The following is a 16,415-nucleotide window of genomic DNA, read 5'->3' as shown; positions in this document are numbered from 1 at the left end:
ATTATGGCTTTTCTAAGCATCATTATTGCCGCGCATAACGCCAAAGATACACTTCACACCACGCTAGAAAGCCTGCAAAACGCGATTGATGGCGCGGGCGATGATGTAGAGATCATTATCTTTAACGACAGTTCCAATGACTCAACACAGGATATTATTGAGGCGTGGCTGCCAGCGTTTCCGAATGCGCAATCCCGATACGTTGAGTATCGTAATGTAGGTCATGTTCGAAACAGTGCCCTCTCGCTGGCCTCAGGTGAATACATCACCATGCTGGATAGCGATGACCGATTGAAACCGGGCAGCATCAGGGACGCCGTGGCGTTCCTCAAAACAGAGCGCCCTGATATGCTCCTGACGCGCCTGCTGGAAATTCGCGACACCAAAAAAATCACCGCCGACTGGCAGGGGTTCGCTCCTGTTGCTTTGTCACAACATGAGGCAATAAAACGGTTCCTGCAACACAAAGATTTTCAGGCACATCTCATCGGGCAATTCATTCATCGGAAATTGTACGTAAGCAACCCGATTCCTTCGATGGTCTGCTATGAAGATTTCGCCGTATTCCCCGGCATGCTGATGCAATCGAGTAAAATAGTTTATCAGCGTCAGGGACTCTATTATTACATCAAACGTAGCGACAGTTTGTCGAGCCGACTCGATGCCAGTAAAATCGCTACGCTTATCGAATGCACCTTACAGATGGAAAAAGCATTCCCGATATTATTCAAACATCTTATTAATTGTCATTGGTTTGATATCTACAGTAACCACCGGCAACATCTGACCGAGATGCAACTCAAACTGGTTAAACAGCGGGTAAAAGAACTTTATTCTTTCTCTTTCTTCTTCTCCAGAGATGTACGTTTCAGCTACAAAAAAAGGGTCATTGAGGCATTATGGAAAAAGTAAAACTGCGGCTTTATCAGCTTACGCTGATTTTGAGCCTTATTTCGCTTGCGCTCGCGCTGCTGAGTTCAGGTAAGCAACGAGAGTTTTTCTATATTGCGATTTATGCCAGCATTATAGGCTTAGCGTGCGAATATAAAAAAATCACATTGCGTCCTTTTTCTATCGCACTACCGATTTTGCTCATTGGGTTGCTTAATCTTGGCTGGTACATGGTGTATGAATATCATAGCGAAGGTCTGAACGTTTATAGCGATTATCTCGGCGCAAGTAAAAAATTGATTCTGGCAAGCATCCTCATTTTCTATCTTGACCGGTTTAAGTCATATATTGATAAAGCAGCTTTCCAGAAATATTTCTTATACGCCTCTGGCGCAGGGTTTATACTTGCCACTGGCTATGGCTTATGGCAGGCATCACAGGGTATGGGGCGTATCGAGATGGCCATAAACCGTGCGACCGTGTCGGCCTATGTTTACTCTGTACTGTCGCTGGCGTTTGTATACAGCCTTTATCTACAGAAAAATATAAAACTGTATGTAGCCGCAGGACTCATCATCTTAATATCTTATTTCGTCATTCTTCTTACGGGTACTCGTGCCGCAATGGGATTATATCTACTCCTGGCGATTGTACTCACGCTTTACCACTTCAGAAGAATACACCTGAAATCAACGCTGATTTTCTTATGTATCGTGGCGGGTATTGTTGTCGTTAGCTACAAGCCATTAATTTTACCAAAGATAGAACAAACACAAGTTGAAGTTGAAAGTTACCAAAAAGGTAATGATGCCACGTCGCTAGGCGCACGTTTCTCTATGTGGAGTGTTGGGATTCAAAACGGGCTTGCCCATCCTTTGGGACAGTCAGTTGAAGACCGCGAAGTATGGACACAGCAATATGTGACAAATGGGCATCCACATCTCGCGACCGCACTCGATTATATCAGGGTGCATCTGCACAATGAGTTTATCGAAAAATATTCTCTACAGGGGATCCCCGGCCTGGCGATATTATTCTTTTTCTATGCCTCGATGATCGTTTATGCCCTTAAAAACAGAAATGGCCTGCTGCTGACGACCATACTCCTTTTATTACTCTATGGCCTGACGGACGTCATACTGTTGAGTTCAGAAGCCTTAATCTTCTTTGTCACTGTATTTGCGCTGAGCACACTTTTCTCGCAAACCAGACAACGTCAATAAGTGATAATGCCCGCGTCGCGGGCATTATTTTTTCTTGTACTGATAAAACTCCGCCAGCGTCATCCCCACCGTTTTATCGGATAACCAGCTAAAGAGCGTTTCTAAATCCTGATACAGCCCTTCGATCGCCGCCTCATCTTTAAACGTGGGGCTTCCGCCAGGCATAAATTCCGACGAATGAAGCATAAACTCCACGTACTCACTTCCCTGAGACAGGCATTGCTGTGCGACCTGAATCATCTGCGCCGCATTCCCACCGGACGGTCTTAGCCAGTTAACAGAGGGTGAGCGGTATTTACCGCGAAGCCTGTCGTAACCCTGTTTGATCGTGTTCAACCAGGCCGGGTGTTTATACTGAATGCTCATCGGCACTTCGAGTAATGGGCTATTGCCCGCCCGGGAAATATTATCTAAATCCATAAAATAGGCTTGGTCGGGGAAATGCTGATAATTCGTTCCGCCATTACCCTGCGGCGCACCTTTCGCATTGCGCCAGTTCACCCGCGGCGTCACGGAGCAATCCACCTGGTAACCCAGTTCAACGAGCAATTTTGCGTAGCGGCTATCAAATGCCCAACGTCCGGCACGGTGGCTTAACATTTTGGTCTGGAAGGTCTCTTCCAGCAGGCGGGTCATGAACAGCACTTTTTCACGCATCACCTCATCTGAAAATTCAATCAGATAAGGTTGCCAGCGCCAGTCATCTCCCGTGAGATCGTGTTCCGGTGGGCTATTCCACGCGTGGAGGTGCATTCCCACTTCGCCCTGACCACGGGCGATCGCATCCCTGGCGAATTCAATGAAAACGGGCTCGATCGCCATCTCGTAATTGGTCAGCCACACAGGCTTAAAGCCGAAACGCTCACAAAGCGTCTGGAACCGAGCCAGATAGCGCGCGTTTTCCGTTTTAATGACGCGGTGATTTTGCCAGAGATTATCGCCCTCAGTATCAATTGTGATGATAAACGCTGGTTTGTTCATAATGAGTCCGCAAGACAGGAAAGTTAGCGCTATGTTACGCACTCTCCAAAGCATGAGTAAACCCTTCCTGGGAAATTACTGAGATTATGGAGAAAGAGTGCAAGTCGCTATCAGGTCTATTAGAATTGCCATCAGTACAACGCCGATAAGATAATGATGAATAACTTACCTGACACACCTGATCTGCGCATTTTACTTATCAAACTCCGCCATCATGGCGACATGTTGCTGACCACTCCCGTCATTGATTCGTTACGTCAAAAATGGCCGCAGGCGCAGATTGATGTCCTGCTGTATGAAGAAACGCGCGATATGCTCGCCGCGCATCCGGCGATCGGTACAATTTATGGAATCGATCGTAAATGGAAGCAGCTGGGCACGCTGAAGCATCTTCAAAAAGAGTGGCAGCTGCTGTGTACGTTAAGAAATCAGCATTATCATCTGGTCATTAACCTTGCCGATCAATGGCGTAGCGCTATCGTCACCCGTTTTACCGGTGCACCCGTTCGCCTCGGATTCGCGTTTAACAAGCGCAAAAGTGCATTCTGGCGTTTTTGTCATACCGATCTGGTCTCTGTCGACGGCCACAAATCCCTGCATACAGTCGAACAGAATCTCTCCATTTTGACGCCATTACCGGTCGCGCCGCAGCCTGCCGTCACCATGGCCTACGCCACAGAGGATTGGGATTATGCCCGTCAAAGACTGACGCAGACGGGTGTGGGCGAGCGCTATATCGTGATCCAGCCAACGTCCCGATGGTTCTTTAAATGCTGGAGCGAAGACAAAATGGCGCAAACCATCACTGCACTGCAGCAGGATGGTCATACGGTTGTGCTCACCGCGGGCCCGGATAAAAAAGAGCTGGCGATGATCGATCGCATTCTCGCTGCCGCACCGAAGAACGGTGTCGTTTCGCTCGCGGGCCAGTTGACACTGCGTCAGCTGGCGTCGCTTATCGACCATGCCTCGCTGTTTATTGGTGTCGACTCCGTGCCGATGCATATGGCCGCCGCGCTGCAAACGCCCTGCGTGGCATTGTTTGGTCCATCAAAACTAACGTTCTGGTCACCGTGGCAGGTTAAAGGGGAAGTGATCTGGGCAGGCGATTACGGCCCGCTACCCGATCCGGATGCCATTGATACCAGGACGAAAGAACGCTATCTCGACGCTATTCCCGTTGATGCTGTCGTCTCCGCCGCAAGGAGATACCTGTCATGAAACACCATCGCCTGGCCATTGTTCGCCAAAAGTATCGCCCTGATGGCGGAGCCGAACGCTTCGTTTCGCGCGCCCTCACCGCTCTGAGCAATCAGAACCTTGAACTCAACGTCATCACGCGTGAGTGGCAGGGAGAGAAGCAAGACGACTGGCATATTCACATTTGCAACCCTCAAAAATGGGGTCGCATCAGTCGTGAACGCGGATTTGCACAGGCCGCCCGCGCGCTGTGGCAGCAACAGCAGTTTGATATTGTTCAAAGCCATGAGCGCATCCCGGGTTGCGATATCTATCGCGCGGGTGATGGGGTCCATCGCCGCTGGCTGCTGCAGCGCGCGCGCATTTTACCTGCCTGGCGTGCGCAAATGCTGATGTATGACCGCTATCACCGCTACGTGATGCGTGCGGAACGGGAAATGTATCAGGCGCCTGAGTTAAAAGCCGTAATCTGTAATGCGGAGATGATCAAACGCGAAATCGTCGAAGACTTTGATATTGACGCAAATAAAATTCATGTGATTTATAATTCTATTGATTCCAGCCGCTTCATTCCGGCCCAGGAGGCACAGCGTGCGATTTTGCGCCAACAATTTGGTTTGCCAACCGATGCCGTTGTGTTCTGCTTTGTCGGCTCAGGGTTTGAACGAAAAGGATTGGCCAGCGCCATACGCGCTATCGCGGGAACATCAGCGTGGCTGATTGTGGTTGGACAAGATAAAGCAGAAAGTCGTTATCGCGACCTCGCCCGTTCGTTAGGCTGCGAGGGTCAAATCCGTTTTCTGGGGGTGCAAAAAGAAACTCTGCCTTTTTATCAGCTATCCGATGGTTTACTGTTGCCAACGCTGTATGATCCCTTTCCTAACGTCATTCTTGAAGCGATGGCCTGTGGCTTGCCCGTCATTACTTCAGAGAGTTGCGGTGGAGCAGAATTTATTCAGCAAGGCCAGAACGGATTTTATTGTGACGCCCTTGATATCAGTACATTGAAGGAAGCGGTAGCAACCATCCCTTCACTGGAAAAAAATAACAATATGGGACGCGCGGCACGGGAACGTGTCAAAGACGCCACTCCCGAAAAACTGTCAAGTCAGCTTATTTCGCTTTATCAAAAATTACTGGATTAAAAATGCGCATCCTAATGATTATTGATGGTTTACCCGGTGGCGGAGCTGAAAAAACGGTTCTGACACTTTCCAGCGGATTGATAGAAATGGGACATCAGGTCTCGCTCTTCTCTCTGCGGAAAGTGTGCGATTACGCCATCCCGGAAGGCATCGATTATCAGGTTGTTCAGGACACATGTAAAAAACCGTGGCGAAAGCTGACGGAGATCCCGCGCCGTGCCCAATTGCTGGATCAGGCGATTGAACGGGCTGAGCGCAGCGGCAAATTTGATGTGGTTTTCTCTCATTTGCACAAAACAGATCGCATTGTGGCGCACTGCCGCGCGCTGGAACGAGACAAAGTCTGGTTCTGCGTGCATGGCATGTTCTCGTTCTCCTATCTTCGCCATCGCAGCGGACTTTCACGCTGGTTTAAACATCTTAAAATTCGTCATACCTACGAAAACCGAAACGTTGTCGCCGTCTCAGGCGCCGTGTTGAAAGATCTTTCCGAAACGCTGGTACTCAATCTTCGAGGCAAAGCGGTTATCCATAATCCTTTCGATATTCCTGAAATTCAGCGTCTGGCAGATACTCCCTTCGAGATGCAGGGAAAGGATTACATCATTCATGTTGGCCGCTTCCATGAGCACAAACGCCACGACCGCCTTTTACGTGCGTTCGCCCTGAGTAAAATTGACACAACGCTGGTCATGATGGGCAATGGATCTGAAGCTCAAATTCAAAAACTCAAGCAGCTTGCTGCCGAGCTGGGTATTGAAAACAAAACGGTTTTCCGCCCGTTCGATTCCAATCCCTATCCCTGGATTAAAGGGGCACGCCTTTTAGTGTTAAGTTCTGACTGCGAAGGTTTTGGTAATGTACTGGTTGAAGCCATTATCTGCCAGACGCCACCAGTCAGTACAAATTGCCCAGGTGGTCCCGCCGAAATCCTTACCGGAGCCTTAGCGCGCGGGCTGGCAGAGTTAAATGACGCGTCACTGGCAAAAACGATGGCGGATATTTATACCGCCCCGCCGGTCGTTGGTGATGCCACCATCGCGTCGTTCGGTATCAATGCCATTTGCCAGCAATATATTGCTCTGGTCGACAATCAAAAATAATCAGGTTTCTTATGCAAAATTCAGCCCCATTGTTGAGCGTGGTGGTTGCCGTTTATAACGGTGAAGCTTTCCTGGATCAGTTCTTTACCTGCCTTGTGAATCAACGCATCGACAGCATGGAAGTCATCATTGTCAATGATGGCTCTACTGACCGCTCGATGGAGATCGTCGAAAACTGGCGAGAAAAACTGCCGCAGCTGCAGGTCATAGAACAACAAAACCAGGGCGTATCCATCGCGCGTAATACCGGTCTGGCCGTTGCGACAGGGCAATATCTCTCTTTCCCGGATATTGATGATGTCTTTAAACCCGGCATGTACCAGCGCCTGCTGGAGATGGCCGTCACGCAGGATCTGGATGTCGCCACCTGTAACGGGAACTACGTCTGGGAGAACAACAAGAAACCCTCACGCCCGATCTTCCCGGAAGACAAACTGGCGTCGACAGGAGTCATGGCTGGCCCAGCGTGGTTAAAAATGGCGCTGGATTCGCGTAAATTCCTTCACGTCACCTGGCTGAACATTTATCGCCACGACTTTATCCGTCAACACAGTTTCCATTTCGAACCCGGCCTGCGCCATCAGGATATCCCGTGGACCACCGAAGTGCTGCTCGCGGCAGAGCGGGTTCAGTACACCAGTGAACGCTATTACGACTACTACATTCACTCTGCATCGGTGTCCCATATGCCGGACAATGACGACACGCTGATACGCTCTGCGCGTCACTACATGAAAATCCTGCAGATGCTCGATGACATTAATCAGCGTTATCCGGATAAAGTGAAAGGGATCCCTGCCTGCCACTGGCAAATTGCCAAAGAGGGGCTGGGAATTATTCACACCTTCGACAACATGAAGGATGAGAAGAAGAAATCAATGATTATTAAAGAGTTCTTCGAAACAGGCATCTGGAAACTCATCTGGAAAAGTGCAAAAAGTCCGCGTCTGCGCTGGCGGCTGGGTCGCCGTTATTTCCGTTTGAAACGGTATCTGGCATAAGAGATAGCTTTACCTGGCTTAAATGCTTAGAATTTGCCCGCCGAAACTAAAAAAACGGATAATCGCTTGGAATTGTTGTATACCGCTCTGCTCTACATCATTCAGCCACTGGTGTGGCTGAGGCTGTTGCTTCGTAGCCGTAAAGCGCCTGCGTATCGTAAACGCTGGGCTGAACGCTATGGCTTCTGCCGCAATAAAGTCGCTCCGGACGGTATTTTGCTGCATTCCGTTTCTGTCGGTGAAACGCTGGCGGCAATCCCGCTGGTTCGCGCCCTGCGTCACCGCTACCCGTCGCTGCCAATTACCGTCACGACGATGACGCCAACCGGCTCGGAGCGCGCGTTATCCGCTTTTGGCAAAGACGTCCATCACGTCTATCTTCCTTACGATCTGCCCTGCGCCATGAATCGTTTCCTCAACACCGTGCGCCCGAAGCTGGTGATTGTGATGGAAACCGAACTGTGGCCGAACATGATTTCCGCCCTGCATGCCCGCAAAATTCCGCTGGTGATTGCCAACGCGCGCCTGTCAGAGCGCTCGGCGAAAGGCTACGGCAAGCTGGGTAAATTTATGCGCCGCCTGCTGAGCAAGATCACGCTGATTGCCGCGCAGAATGAAGAAGATGCGGCACGCTTTGTCTCTCTGGGCCTCAAACGCAACCAGCTTGCGGTAACGGGCAGCCTGAAGTTCGATATTTCTGTTACCCCTGAGCTTGCTGCCCGTGCGATCACGCTGCGTCGCCAGTGGGCCCCGCGTCGTCAGGTCTGGATTGCGACCAGTACCCATGACGGTGAAGAAGAGATCATCCTGCAGGCTCACCGCAAGCTGCTGGAAAGCTTCCCTGATTTACTGCTGATCCTCGTGCCCCGCCATCCGGAGCGTTTCAAAGATGCCCGTGAAATGGTGCAGAAAGGCGGTTTCAGCTTCACGTTGCGCAGCAGCGGTGAGATCCCGTCTGGCAGCACCCAGGTGGTGATTGGCGATACGATGGGCGAGCTGATGCTTCTGTATGGCATTGCTGACCTCGCGTTTGTCGGTGGCAGCCTGGTCGAGCGCGGCGGACATAACCCGCTGGAGCCAGCAGCCCACGCCATTCCGGTGCTGATGGGGCCGCACACGTTTAACTTCAAAGATATCTGCGCGAAATTACAGCAGGCCGATGGTTTGATTACCGTGACCGATGCAGATTCAGTAGTCAAAGAGGTATCGACCCTTCTGACTGACGAAGATTATCGCCTGTGGTACGGGCGCCATGCGGTCGAAGTGCTGCACCAGAACCAGGGCGCCCTGACCCGTCTGCTGCAGCTTCTGCAACCTTACCTGCCCCAGCGGAGCCATTAATGTCAACGCGTCTGTCGGTCGTGATGATCGCCAAAAACGCCGCCGACCTGCTTCCGGACTGCCTGGCCTCCGTTGCCTGGGCTGACGAGATAGTCATTCTTGACTCCGGAAGTACGGACAACACGGTAGACGTTGCCCGGGCAGCGGGAGCAAAAATCTTTGTCGACACTGACTGGCAAGGCTATGGCATCCAGCGCCAGCGCGCGCAGGGGTATGCCACCGGTGAGTATGTTCTGATGCTCGATACTGACGAGCGCATTACGCCAGAACTTCAGCAGGCCATTCTGGCGGTACTTTCCTCGCCCCAGCCTGGCGCCGTATACAGCATTGCCCGCCGCAACTACTTCCTTGGCCGTTTTATGCGCCACAGCGGCTGGTATCCTGACCGCGTGATGCGCCTCTACGAGCGCGAGCGGTATCAGTACAACGATAATCTGGTGCATGAATCCCTGAGCTGCGATAACGCCCAGGTGATCCCCCTGACGGGCGATTTGCTGCACCTGACCTGCCGCGATTTCGCCAGCTTCCAGCGTAAACAACTCAACTATGCCACCGCATGGGCGCAGGAGCGTCACCAGCGCGGCAAGAAGGCCTCGCTGACGGGTATCTTTACCCACACGCTGGGCGCGTTCCTGAAAACACTGCTGCTGCGCGGCGGCGTACTGGACGGTAAGCAGGGCTGGTTACTCGCGGTAGTGAATGCCCAGTATACTTTCAACAAATACACCGAGCTGTGGGCGCTCTGCCGCGGCTACTCAGAGAAAACGTGAGCCATGAGCACAAAAGCGATTTATCCGGGTACCTTCGATCCGATCACCAACGGTCATCTTGATATCATCACCCGTGCGGCATGCATGTTCGACAAGGTGATCCTGGCCATAGCCGCCAGCCCCAGCAAAAAGCCGATGTTTGACCTCAACGAGCGCGTACAGCTCGCCACCGATGCCATTTCGCACCTGCCGAATGTTGAGGTGGTCGGGTTTAGCGACCTGATGGCTAACTTCGCCCGCGCTCAGCAGGCAAACATTCTGATCCGTGGTTTACGCGCGGTGGCAGACTTCGAGTATGAAATGCAGCTGGCGCACATGAACCGCCACCTGATGCCGGAGCTGGAGAGCGTGTTCCTGATGCCCTCCAAAGAGTGGTCGTTTATCTCGTCCACGCTGGTGAAAGAGGTGGCGCGTCATCACGGGGACGTTACCCATTTCCTGCCGGTTAACGTCCACCAGGCGTTGATGGAAAAGCTAAAGTAGCCCTATTTCTGGCACTGACGGCAGTAGAACGTGGCGCGCTGGGCATGCTTCGTGGCAATAACGGGCGTGCCGCAGACTCTGCACGGTTCGCCCTTACGGCCATACACCTGAAGCTCCTGGGCAAAATAGCCCGGCTTGCCGTCACTTTGCAGGAAGTCCTTCAACGTTGTCCCGCCCTGCTCAATCGAGCGAAGTAATACGGCTTTAATCACCCGGACCAGCAACTCACACTCCTGCGCCGACAGCGAAGAGGCCAGCCGATCGGGATGGATCCCGGCGGCAAACAGCGATTCGCTGGCATAAATATTCCCCACGCCGACCACCAGCTTGTTATCCATTAGCCAGGGCTTAATCGGGCTTTTCTTCTTCGCGCACTTCGCCTTAAGATATTCCGCGTTAAACGCGTCTGAAAGCGGCTCCGGGCCCAGATGCGCCAGCACGTTATGTCCTTCCAGCTCCTTCGTCCACAGCCACGCGCCAAAGCGCCGTGGGTCAGTGTAACGGAGCACTTTGCCGTTGCTCATCACCAGATCGACGTGGTCGTGCTTTTCAGCAGGCAGTTCTTCGGTAAGAATGCGCAGGCTCCCGGACATCCCCAGGTGGATAATGATCCAGCCGTCGGGCAGTTCCAGCAGCAGGTATTTCGCGCGGCGCTGCACGCTAAGGACGGGTTGATCGCTCAGGGCATGGATCTCATCGGACACCGGCCAGCGCAGACGTCCGTTACGGACAACCGCGTGAAGAATCGTCGCGCCGACCAGATGGGGCTCAATGCCGCGACGGCTGGTTTCTACCTCAGGTAATTCAGGCATGGTTCCTCCGTTGAGATACAGAATGCAAAAAACCCCGCAGTTGCGGGGTTTTTCGATACAAGGAGGCTAAAATTATTTGATTTTAGCTTCTTTGTACAGTACGTGCTGGCGTACAACTGGATCGAACTTTTTCAGTTCCAGTTTTTCCGGCTTAGTACGTTTGTTCTTCGTGGTGGTGTAGAAGTGACCTGTACCAGCAGAAGAAACCAGCTTGATTTTCTCGCGAATACCTTTAGCCATGATTTATTTCCTCTTTAAGTACTTAGTACTTTTCGCCACGGGCACGCAGTTCGGACAGAACTGTATCGATGCCTTTCTTATCGATTACACGCATACCTTTAGCAGATACGCGCAGGGTGACAAAACGCTTCTCGCTCTCAACCCAGAAACGGTGAGAGTGCAGGTTCGGCAGGAAACGGCGTTTAGTCGCGTTCAGTGCGTGGGAACGGTTGTTACCGGTCACCGGACGCTTGCCAGTAACTTGGCAGACTCGGGACATGTCTATTCTCCAAAAATCAAATTAGCTCGAGCTTCGTATGGGGTATCGGCGCCTCGTCAGGCTTTACAGCCCGGTCATCGCATAGTTCTAAGTGAACTCTCGATTGCCAGGCCCAAATGCCAAACCCGAGATTCTCAAAGGTGGCGTAGTATACGCTGACTCGGCGGTGTGCTCAAGTCCCGAACAGACAAAGATCCCGATGGATCGCGAGAAATAGCCTAAATCCAGCCATGTTCTGCGAAAGAAATGTACTCACCGCGGCCAATTATCAGATGGTCCAGCACACGAATGTCCATGAATTGACAGCATTTGATAATGCGTTCGGTGATTTCTTTGTCCGCTCTGCTCGGTTCTGCACAGCCAGAGGGGTGATTATGCGCGAGGATCACGCCCGCTGCATTCACTTTTATCGCTTCCCGCACAATTTCACGCGGATGCACCTCAACGTGGCTCAATGTGCCCGCAAAGAGACAGCTATGTTTCAGCACCCGATTTCTGTTATCAACAAAGATCACCATAAAGATCTCGCGTTCAATATCGGTTAACTGGCTTTGCAGGAATTCGCGCGTCATTGCGGGCGTCAGGATCGGATCGTCCTTCTCCATGCGGACATTGTAAAAACGGCGGGCAAGTTCGGCAATGGCCCGCAACTGGGCATATTTCGCCACGCCGATCCCCTCAACGTGCGTAAACTGCGCCAGATCGGCGGTCAGTAAACTGTACAGCGAACCGAAACGTGCTATCAGCTCTTTTGCCAGCGTAAATACCGTTTTGCCGGGCGTTCCGGTACGTAAAAAGAGCGCCAGCAGTTCGTCATCTTTTAACAAGGTGACGTCGTAGCGCAGCAGTTTTTCACGCGGCAGCAGCTGTTCATCCTCTTCTTCCATGCTCTTTCTCCCTTTTTTAACCGCATGCTGCCACACGCCAATCCGGCGCTCGACGGCCATGTTGCGTTCTTGCGTAGCGCCTCGCAAAGTGGTCGAAGGACAAAATCACCCCGCTTTGGGGATTGTGATAAAATGCCTGCTCTCTGGTGAAACCCAACAGGAAAGAATCATGATGAGCCTGGCCGGTAAAAAAATCGTTCTTGGCGTGAGCGGCGGCATTGCTGCCTACAAAGCGCCAGAGCTGGTGCGTCGTCTGCGCGAGCGCGGGGCAGATGTGCGGGTCGCGATAACCGAAGGCGGTAAAGCCTTTATCACTCCCCTGAGCCTGCAGGCCGTTTCAGGATACCCGGTATCTGACAGCCTGCTCGATCCGGCCGCCGAAGCCGCGATGGGCCATATTGAGCTGGGTAAATGGGCTGACCTGGTTATCCTTGCCCCCGCCACGGCTGATTTAATCGCCCGGGTGGCGGCCGGTATGGCAAACGATCTGGTCTCTACCATTTGTCTGGCCACGCCTGCCCCTGTTGCCGTCGTTCCTGCCATGAACCAGCAGATGTACCGTAACGCGGCCACCCAGCACAATCTGGAGACGCTGGCCTCACGCGGCCTGCTTATCTGGGGTCCGGACAGCGGCAGCCAGGCCTGCGGCGATGTTGGCCCGGGTCGCATGCTTGACCCGCTGACGATTGTTGATATGGCCGCAGCCCATTTTTCGCCTGTCAACGATCTGCAACATCTCAACATCATGATTACCGCGGGCCCCACGCGCGAGCCGCTGGATCCGGTGCGCTACATCACCAACCACAGCTCCGGTAAAATGGGCTTTGCGATTGCCGCCGCCGCTGCGAAGCGTGGCGCGAACGTCACGCTGGTGAGCGGCCCGGTCTCGCTGCCTACCCCTGCGTTTGTGAAGCGAATTGACGTTACTACCGCGCTGGAGATGGAAGCCGCCGTACAGGCTCATGCGCAAAGCCAGCAGATTTTTATCGGCTGTGCTGCCGTCGCAGACTATCGTGCCGAGACGATCGCCGAGGCTAAAATTAAAAAGCAAGGCGATGAATTAACAATAAAAATGGTAAAAAACCCGGACATTGTTGCCGGTGTCGCCGCACTAAAAAGCCACCGTCCATACGTTGTTGGGTTTGCCGCAGAAACGAATAATGTGGAAGAATATGCCCGGCAAAAACGTACCCGCAAAAACCTCGATTTGATTTGCGCGAACGACGTATCGCTGGCCACACAAGGATTTAACAGCGACAGCAACGCACTGCACCTTTTCTGGCAGGATGGAGATAAAGTCTTACCGCTTGAGCGCAAGGAACTCCTGGGCCAACAATTACTCGACGAGATCGTTACCCGTTATGATGAAAAAAATCGACGTTAAGATTCTGGACCCGCGTGTTGGCGAGCAATTCCCGCTGCCAACCTATGCCACCTCCGGCTCTGCCGGTCTTGACCTGCGCGCCTGTCTCGATGACGCCGTAGAACTGGCTCCGGGTGCCACTACCCTGGTTCCAACTGGCCTGGCCATTCACATTGCTGACCCGTCGCTGGCGGCGGTGATCCTGCCGCGTTCTGGCCTGGGCCATAAGCACGGCGTTGTGCTGGGGAACCTGGTCGGCCTGATCGACTCCGACTACCAGGGTCAGCTGATGGTCTCCGTCTGGAACCGTGGTCAGGACAGCTTCACCATTGAACCGGGTGAGCGTATCGCACAGATGGTCTTTGTACCGGTGGTACAGGCAGAATTTAACCTGGTGGCAGACTTTGACGCCACCGACCGCGGCGAAGGCGGCTTCGGCCATTCCGGGCGCAAATAACGGCCCGACAGACACGTATCTCACAGCGTCATAATGCAATAACAAACCGCAAACGCCCGTTTGCGGTCGCTGTGTGGATGCCAGCCTGGCAAGTGCTTATTTTCAGGGGTATTTTGTAACATGGCAGAAAAACAAACCGCGAAAAGGAATCGTCGCGAAGAAATACTTCAATCTCTGGCTCTGATGCTTGAATCCAGCGATGGCAGTCAACGCATCACCACCGCTAAACTGGCCGCCTCTGTGGGCGTGTCTGAGGCGGCGCTGTACCGTCATTTTCCGAGCAAGACCCGGATGTTCGACAGTCTGATCGAGTTTATTGAAGACAGCCTGATCACGCGCATCAACCTGATTCTGAAAGACGAAAAAGACACCACCGCGCGTCTGCGTCTGATTGTGCTGTTAATCCTGGGCTTCGGTGAACGCAATCCGGGCTTAACTCGTATCCTCACCGGCCACGCGCTGATGTTTGAGCAGGACAGACTACAGGGCCGCATTAACCAGCTTTTCGAACGCATTGAAGCTCAGCTGCGCCAGGTACTGCGCGAAAAGAAAATGCGTGAAGGCGAAGGTTACAGCATTGATGAAACACTGCTGGCGAGCCAGATTCTGGCGTTTTGTGAAGGGATGCTCTCTCGCTTTGTGCGCAGCGAGTTCAAATACTGTCCAACGGACGATTTTGACGCCCGCTGGCCGTTAGTGGCTGCTCAGTTGCAGTAACACCGTTGCCGGGTGGCGGCTTCGCCTTATCGGGCCTACGAAATGCGCAGGCCCGTTAAGCGTAGCGCCACCGGGCAATTTAACTACACCCCGAACGCTTCCCGGTACGCACGTACCGCCGCCAGATGGTCCGCCATCTCAGGCTTCTCTTCCAGATACGCAATCAGGTCTTTCAGAGTGATAATCGACGTCACTTTGCAGCTGTAATCGCGCTCGACTTCCTGAATAGCGGAAATTTCCCCGCGACCACGTTCCTGACGATCCAGAGAAATCAGCACGCCAGCAAGCGTCGCACCGTTGGCCTGAATGATCTCCATTGATTCGCGGATCGCCGTACCCGCGGTGATCACGTCGTCCACCAGCATCACGCGGCCCTGCAGCGGGCTGCCAACCAGATTCCCGCCTTCACCGTGGGTTTTAGCCTCTTTGCGGTTAAAGCAGTACGGCACGTCACGGTCATGGTGTTCCGCCAGCGCCACCGCGGTGGTGGTCGCAATCGGAATGCCTTTATAGGCCGGGCCAAACAGCAGGTCAAAATCAATCCCGGAATCCACCAGCGCTTCGGCATAGAAACGGCCTAACAATGCCAGATCGCGCCCGGTATTAAACAGCCCGGCGTTGAAGAAATAGGGACTCTTACGCCCGGATTTCAGCGTAAATTCGCCAAACTTGAGTACCTGCTTGTTGAGCGCAAACTCAATAAACTGGCGCTGATACGATTTCATGGATTTGCTCCTTTGGTTTTTCTGTCTTACAGGCAAAAAAAAGGCGACTCATTGGTCGCCTTTAAAATCAATTTTCTAACGCCGCTTTCTGCGTCGTTACAATAGATTCGATTCCCCCTCGGGCCAACGCCAGCAGAGAGAGAAGCTCTTCGTGAGTGAACGGCTCGCCTTCCGCCGTACCCTGTACTTCAATGATGCGACCGTCTTCGGTCATCACCACGTTCATGTCGGTTTCGGCTGCGGAATCTTCAACGTATTCCAGATCGCAAAGCGCTTCGCCGTTAACGATACCGACTGAAACCGCCGCAACCATGCCTTTCATTGGGTTGGTTTTCAGCTTGCCGGCCGCAACCAGCTTGTTCAGAGCGTCCGCCAGCGCCACGCAGGCACCGGTTATGGATGCGGTACGCGTACCGCCGTCTGCCTGAATTACGTCGCAATCGAGAGTGATGGTGAATTCGCCGAGGATTTTCAGGTCAACGGCGGCGCGAAGCGCGCGCGCGATTAGACGCTGAATCTCCATGGTACGACCGCCCTGCTTCCCCTTTGCCGCTTCACGGGCATTACGGGTATGGGTCGCACGCGGCAGCATGCCGTATTCTGCGGTGATCCAGCCCTGACCCTGACCTTTCAGGAAGCGCGGAACACCTTCTTCGATGGAGGCAGTGCACAGCACTTTAGTGTCACCAAACTCAACCAGCACGGAGCCTTCAGCGTGTTTTGTATAGTTACGGGTCAGGATGACGGGACGCACCTGGTTGGCGCTACGACCTGATGGACGCATGATGGATTCTCCGGCTTGAAACGAATGTGGCTG

The 16,415-nt window shown here is 52.9% G+C and carries 19 protein-coding genes; 12 read left to right on the top strand and 7 right to left on the bottom strand.

Annotated elements, in window-relative coordinates; all coding sequences use genetic code 11:
- The first annotated feature begins 3 nt into the window (after positions 1 to 3).
- Together AC4IC4_RS00485 and AC4IC4_RS00480 are read left to right on the top strand one after the other, a co-directional pair.
- Entirely contained in the window at positions 4 to 912 is a 909-nt protein-coding gene (locus tag AC4IC4_RS00485; RefSeq protein ID WP_491471971.1) for a glycosyltransferase family 2 protein, read from the top strand.
- Positions 900 to 2,114: an O-antigen ligase family protein gene (locus tag AC4IC4_RS00480; protein WP_491471970.1), complete on the top strand. Its 1,215-nt coding sequence runs from the start codon at positions 900 to 902 to the stop codon at positions 2,112 to 2,114. The genes AC4IC4_RS00485 and AC4IC4_RS00480 overlap by 13 nt, the downstream gene beginning before the upstream one ends.
- 24 nt (positions 2,115 to 2,138) lie before the next feature.
- Here the strand turns inward: AC4IC4_RS00480 and AC4IC4_RS00475 are convergent, their stop codons facing one another.
- The gene (locus AC4IC4_RS00475) at positions 2,139 to 3,095 is read right to left on the bottom strand and encodes a polysaccharide deacetylase family protein (protein ID WP_491471969.1); all 957 of its coding nucleotides are present in this window, start codon (positions 3,093 to 3,095) and stop codon (positions 2,139 to 2,141) included.
- A 150-nt stretch (positions 3,096 to 3,245) separates the two neighbouring features.
- Here AC4IC4_RS00475 and rfaQ point away from each other — a divergent pair, with 150 nt between their 5' ends.
- The 7 genes from rfaQ (at position 3,246) to coaD (ending at position 10,138) form a co-directional block, all read left to right on the top strand.
- Positions 3,246 to 4,316, top strand: coding sequence for a putative lipopolysaccharide heptosyltransferase III (rfaQ, locus tag AC4IC4_RS00470; RefSeq protein WP_491472857.1), 1,071 nt, complete (start codon positions 3,246 to 3,248; stop codon positions 4,314 to 4,316).
- Positions 4,313 to 5,440 carry a glycosyltransferase family 4 protein gene (locus AC4IC4_RS00465; protein ID WP_491471968.1) on the top strand — a complete coding sequence of 376 codons (1,128 nt, stop codon included), beginning with the start codon at positions 4,313 to 4,315 and terminating at the stop codon, positions 5,438 to 5,440. The genes rfaQ and AC4IC4_RS00465 overlap by 4 nt, the downstream gene beginning before the upstream one ends.
- 2 nt (positions 5,441 to 5,442) lie before the next feature.
- Entirely contained in the window at positions 5,443 to 6,543 is a 1,101-nt protein-coding gene (locus tag AC4IC4_RS00460) for a glycosyltransferase (protein WP_491471967.1), read from the top strand.
- An 11-nt stretch (positions 6,544 to 6,554) separates the two neighbouring features.
- On the top strand, positions 6,555 to 7,544 hold the full coding sequence (locus AC4IC4_RS00455; protein ID WP_491471966.1) for a glycosyltransferase: 990 nt from the start codon (positions 6,555 to 6,557) through the stop codon (positions 7,542 to 7,544).
- A gap of 66 nt (positions 7,545 to 7,610) precedes the next feature.
- On the top strand, positions 7,611 to 8,885 hold the full coding sequence (waaA, locus tag AC4IC4_RS00450) for a lipid IV(A) 3-deoxy-D-manno-octulosonic acid transferase (protein WP_024906625.1): 1,275 nt from the start codon (positions 7,611 to 7,613) through the stop codon (positions 8,883 to 8,885).
- Complete coding sequence (locus AC4IC4_RS00445) at positions 8,885 to 9,655, top strand: glycosyltransferase family 2 protein (protein ID WP_491471965.1); 771 nt, start codon at positions 8,885 to 8,887, stop codon at positions 9,653 to 9,655. Before waaA ends, AC4IC4_RS00445 begins: the two co-directional genes overlap by 1 nt.
- Positions 9,656 to 9,658: 3 nt before the next feature.
- Positions 9,659 to 10,138 carry a pantetheine-phosphate adenylyltransferase gene (gene coaD, locus AC4IC4_RS00440; protein ID WP_024906627.1) on the top strand — a complete coding sequence of 160 codons (480 nt, stop codon included), beginning with the start codon at positions 9,659 to 9,661 and terminating at the stop codon, positions 10,136 to 10,138.
- A gap of 2 nt (positions 10,139 to 10,140) precedes the next feature.
- On the opposite strand, the gene mutM is transcribed toward coaD, so the two are convergent.
- The 4 genes from mutM to radC form a co-directional block, all read right to left on the bottom strand.
- On the bottom strand, positions 10,141 to 10,950 hold the full coding sequence (gene mutM, locus AC4IC4_RS00435; RefSeq protein WP_032643723.1) for a bifunctional DNA-formamidopyrimidine glycosylase/DNA-(apurinic or apyrimidinic site) lyase: 810 nt from the start codon (positions 10,948 to 10,950) through the stop codon (positions 10,141 to 10,143).
- A 72-nt stretch (positions 10,951 to 11,022) separates the two neighbouring features.
- Positions 11,023 to 11,190, bottom strand: coding sequence for a 50S ribosomal protein L33 (rpmG, locus tag AC4IC4_RS00430; RefSeq protein ID WP_003024094.1), 168 nt, complete (start codon positions 11,188 to 11,190; stop codon positions 11,023 to 11,025).
- 22 nt (positions 11,191 to 11,212) lie between these two features.
- Positions 11,213 to 11,449: a 50S ribosomal protein L28 gene (gene rpmB, locus AC4IC4_RS00425; RefSeq protein WP_002436699.1), complete on the bottom strand. Its 237-nt coding sequence runs from the start codon at positions 11,447 to 11,449 to the stop codon at positions 11,213 to 11,215.
- A gap of 218 nt (positions 11,450 to 11,667) precedes the next feature.
- Positions 11,668 to 12,336: a RadC family protein gene (gene radC, locus AC4IC4_RS00420; protein ID WP_048992806.1), complete on the bottom strand. Its 669-nt coding sequence runs from the start codon at positions 12,334 to 12,336 to the stop codon at positions 11,668 to 11,670.
- A 172-nt stretch (positions 12,337 to 12,508) separates the two neighbouring features.
- On the opposite strand from radC, the gene coaBC reads away from it, so the two are divergent.
- The 3 genes from coaBC to slmA all read left to right on the top strand — a co-directional run bounded on the left by coaBC (position 12,509) and on the right by slmA (position 14,873).
- Positions 12,509 to 13,720, top strand: a complete 1,212-nt coding sequence (coaBC, locus tag AC4IC4_RS00415) for a bifunctional phosphopantothenoylcysteine decarboxylase/phosphopantothenate--cysteine ligase CoaBC (RefSeq protein WP_491472856.1) — start codon at positions 12,509 to 12,511, stop codon at positions 13,718 to 13,720.
- Positions 13,698 to 14,156: a dUTP diphosphatase gene (gene dut, locus AC4IC4_RS00410; protein WP_008502691.1), complete on the top strand. Its 459-nt coding sequence runs from the start codon at positions 13,698 to 13,700 to the stop codon at positions 14,154 to 14,156. The genes coaBC and dut overlap by 23 nt, the downstream gene beginning before the upstream one ends.
- Positions 14,157 to 14,276: 120 nt before the next feature.
- Positions 14,277 to 14,873, top strand: coding sequence for a nucleoid occlusion factor SlmA (gene slmA, locus AC4IC4_RS00405; protein ID WP_024906630.1), 597 nt, complete (start codon positions 14,277 to 14,279; stop codon positions 14,871 to 14,873).
- Positions 14,874 to 14,956: 83 nt separating this feature from the next.
- Here the strand turns inward: slmA and pyrE are convergent, their stop codons facing one another.
- Positions 14,957 to 15,598, bottom strand: a complete 642-nt coding sequence (gene pyrE, locus AC4IC4_RS00400; RefSeq protein ID WP_024906631.1) for an orotate phosphoribosyltransferase — start codon at positions 15,596 to 15,598, stop codon at positions 14,957 to 14,959.
- Between the two features lie 67 nt (positions 15,599 to 15,665).
- Positions 15,666 to 16,382 (bottom strand): ribonuclease PH, encoded by a 717-nt coding sequence (gene rph, locus AC4IC4_RS00395; RefSeq protein ID WP_024906632.1) that lies wholly within the window; start codon positions 16,380 to 16,382, stop codon positions 15,666 to 15,668.
- Positions 16,383 to 16,415: the final 33 nt, after the last annotated feature.

The organism is Enterobacter sp. Taxon_2, assembly GCF_058355295.1.
The sequence above is the reverse complement of the archived record's forward strand: the minus strand, read 5'-3'. Positions and strand labels throughout refer to the sequence as shown.

Excerpts from the sequence above, each read along its gene's own strand:
- slmA (WP_024906630.1), top strand. The coding sequence starts at position 14,277 with ATGGCAGAAAAACAAACCGCGAAAAGGAATCGTCGCGAAGAAATACTT.
- coaBC (WP_491472856.1), top strand. The coding sequence starts at position 12,509 with ATGAGCCTGGCCGGTAAAAAAATCGTTCTTGGCGTGAGCGGCGGCATT.
- radC (WP_048992806.1), bottom strand. The coding sequence starts at position 12,336 with ATGGAAGAAGAGGATGAACAGCTGCTGCCGCGTGAAAAACTGCTGCGC.
- coaD (WP_024906627.1), top strand. The coding sequence starts at position 9,659 with ATGAGCACAAAAGCGATTTATCCGGGTACCTTCGATCCGATCACCAAC.
- pyrE (WP_024906631.1), bottom strand. The coding sequence starts at position 15,598 with ATGAAATCGTATCAGCGCCAGTTTATTGAGTTTGCGCTCAACAAGCAG.
- mutM (WP_032643723.1), bottom strand. The coding sequence starts at position 10,950 with ATGCCTGAATTACCTGAGGTAGAAACCAGCCGTCGCGGCATTGAGCCC.
- AC4IC4_RS00480 (WP_491471970.1), top strand. The coding sequence starts at position 900 with ATGGAAAAAGTAAAACTGCGGCTTTATCAGCTTACGCTGATTTTGAGC.
- AC4IC4_RS00475 (WP_491471969.1), bottom strand. The coding sequence starts at position 3,095 with ATGAACAAACCAGCGTTTATCATCACAATTGATACTGAGGGCGATAAT.
- AC4IC4_RS00445 (WP_491471965.1), top strand. The coding sequence starts at position 8,885 with ATGTCAACGCGTCTGTCGGTCGTGATGATCGCCAAAAACGCCGCCGAC.
- rpmB (WP_002436699.1), bottom strand. The coding sequence starts at position 11,449 with ATGTCCCGAGTCTGCCAAGTTACTGGCAAGCGTCCGGTGACCGGTAAC.
- rpmG (WP_003024094.1), bottom strand. The coding sequence starts at position 11,190 with ATGGCTAAAGGTATTCGCGAGAAAATCAAGCTGGTTTCTTCTGCTGGT.
- dut (WP_008502691.1), top strand. The coding sequence starts at position 13,698 with ATGATGAAAAAAATCGACGTTAAGATTCTGGACCCGCGTGTTGGCGAG.
- AC4IC4_RS00460 (WP_491471967.1), top strand. The coding sequence starts at position 5,443 with ATGCGCATCCTAATGATTATTGATGGTTTACCCGGTGGCGGAGCTGAA.
- rph (WP_024906632.1), bottom strand. The coding sequence starts at position 16,382 with ATGCGTCCATCAGGTCGTAGCGCCAACCAGGTGCGTCCCGTCATCCTG.
- AC4IC4_RS00465 (WP_491471968.1), top strand. The coding sequence starts at position 4,313 with ATGAAACACCATCGCCTGGCCATTGTTCGCCAAAAGTATCGCCCTGAT.
- AC4IC4_RS00485 (WP_491471971.1), top strand. The coding sequence starts at position 4 with ATGGCTTTTCTAAGCATCATTATTGCCGCGCATAACGCCAAAGATACA.
- AC4IC4_RS00455 (WP_491471966.1), top strand. The coding sequence starts at position 6,555 with ATGCAAAATTCAGCCCCATTGTTGAGCGTGGTGGTTGCCGTTTATAAC.